The organism is Bathymodiolus platifrons methanotrophic gill symbiont (assembly GCF_002189065.1).
GTDB lineage: Bacteria > Pseudomonadota > Gammaproteobacteria > Methylococcales > Methylomonadaceae > Methyloprofundus.
Window position 1 is genome coordinate 1 of sequence record NZ_BDMN01000554.1, and the last position, 1,421, is coordinate 1,421.

Here is a 1,421-nt window from a genome sequence, read left to right on the forward strand (position 1 = left end):
CATCAGCAAAACGGGCGCCTGGTTCAAAACCTATCTGCAAATGAAGTTCATTCTGTTCTAAAATATTGTCGTTTGAAAAGATAATTTCTTCCACTTTCCAAGGCGATTGTAAGCCTAAAGCCATACTAAATAAAGATTCACTATTCATGGTATTATTATCGCACTACCCACTAGGATTCACATAGAGCCCTTTTTATTTGCCTATTTAATCGGTCATTTAATCCGCGTTAGTGATGCCAAGCTGGTAGGCAATTATGTTTCCGAAGCGAAAGGACCAAATAAAAAACTAACCATTAAAACGGTGGAAAACCTTACCGTTAAAATTGATAGAACTCTGGATAATCGATATACTCCACCACCATCAAAAAAAATTGAACCGCTAACGTAACGTGGAATAGCGCAGCGTTTTCCACCAATGGATGCAGAGAAAAGTAATAACACACCGATTCTAAAAATATATCGCTTTCACCACGAAGATTGGGAGTACTTTTTTGTTTCGTGCGTGTGCCGGAAAACGCTGCGCTATTCCGGCCTACGGATAAATCAGCGACATTCCCAGCATTTATACAAACAGGCTCCCCTTTATGCAAGCAACAATTCTTCCCTACACCCCTCAAGATGAGTTTTTTATCGACGAAGGTTGTCATATTATTGAACTATCCAATTCCACTCAGGATACTGATGTTTCGATTGCTCAAGCCAGGGTTACGCCGGGCGTGACCACTCGCTGGCACCGACCTGCGGATACTATTGAGCCCTATGTTATTATTTCCGGCACGGGGGTAGTTGAAGTAGGCGAACTTGCAGCGACAAAAGTTAACCCTGGTGATGTAGTGCTAATTCCGGTTCTTTGTCGTCAACGTATCAGCAACACAGGCGATCAGGATTTAGTATTTCTGGCGATTTGCAGTCCACGCTTTACAAGTTCCTGTTATGAAGATTTAGAAGCACAGGCTGAATAATCGGTTAATTGTATAACCTCAAACTCAACCTAATATGTTTATTGTTAACTGCGGTCAAATCATACACTGAAAGGCAGTTATCCACCCCAAACCTGACAGTCAATAAGTCACCTTTATAGAGAATAACCACGAGTTAAGCGGATCGAACTATCGAACGACAAGTTATAAAAACTTCAAAGTTGTTGCAGGTTTAATTTTTCCAATAGTCATTGCTAAACTATTTCTCCATATGTTGTTGAACATCCATTCGGTCATGCGATACTCGAATAATCAGAATATAATCAGATTTAACAATATAAATAATGCTTCTAAGTAACAAAATACAAGTCTTTGAATATATAGTATTTTGTTACTTGAAGGTGGGCAGCCAGAAACCTGGCTTAAGATGCTGATTACGTACAACTCTCAGCCAAAGTGAAATTAAGCTTTAAACATTAGTATGTTAAAAAACACGTCATT

The 1,421-nt window shown here is 39.3% G+C and carries 2 protein-coding genes; one reads left to right on the plus strand and one right to left on the minus strand.

Annotation, left to right across the window (positions count from 1 at the left end; genetic code table 11):
• Positions 1–317: 317 nt before the first annotated feature.
• Positions 318–590, minus strand: a complete 273-nt coding sequence (locus CDZ78_RS22470) for a hypothetical protein (protein WP_087871579.1) — start codon at positions 588–590, stop codon at positions 318–320.
• Between CDZ78_RS22470 and CDZ78_RS20405 the strand changes: the two genes are divergently transcribed.
• On the plus strand, positions 585–962 hold the full coding sequence (locus tag CDZ78_RS20405; protein WP_087871580.1) for a cupin domain-containing protein: 378 nt from the start codon (positions 585–587) through the stop codon (positions 960–962). The genes CDZ78_RS22470 and CDZ78_RS20405 overlap by 6 nt on opposite strands.
• Positions 963–1,421 lie beyond the last annotated feature (459 nt).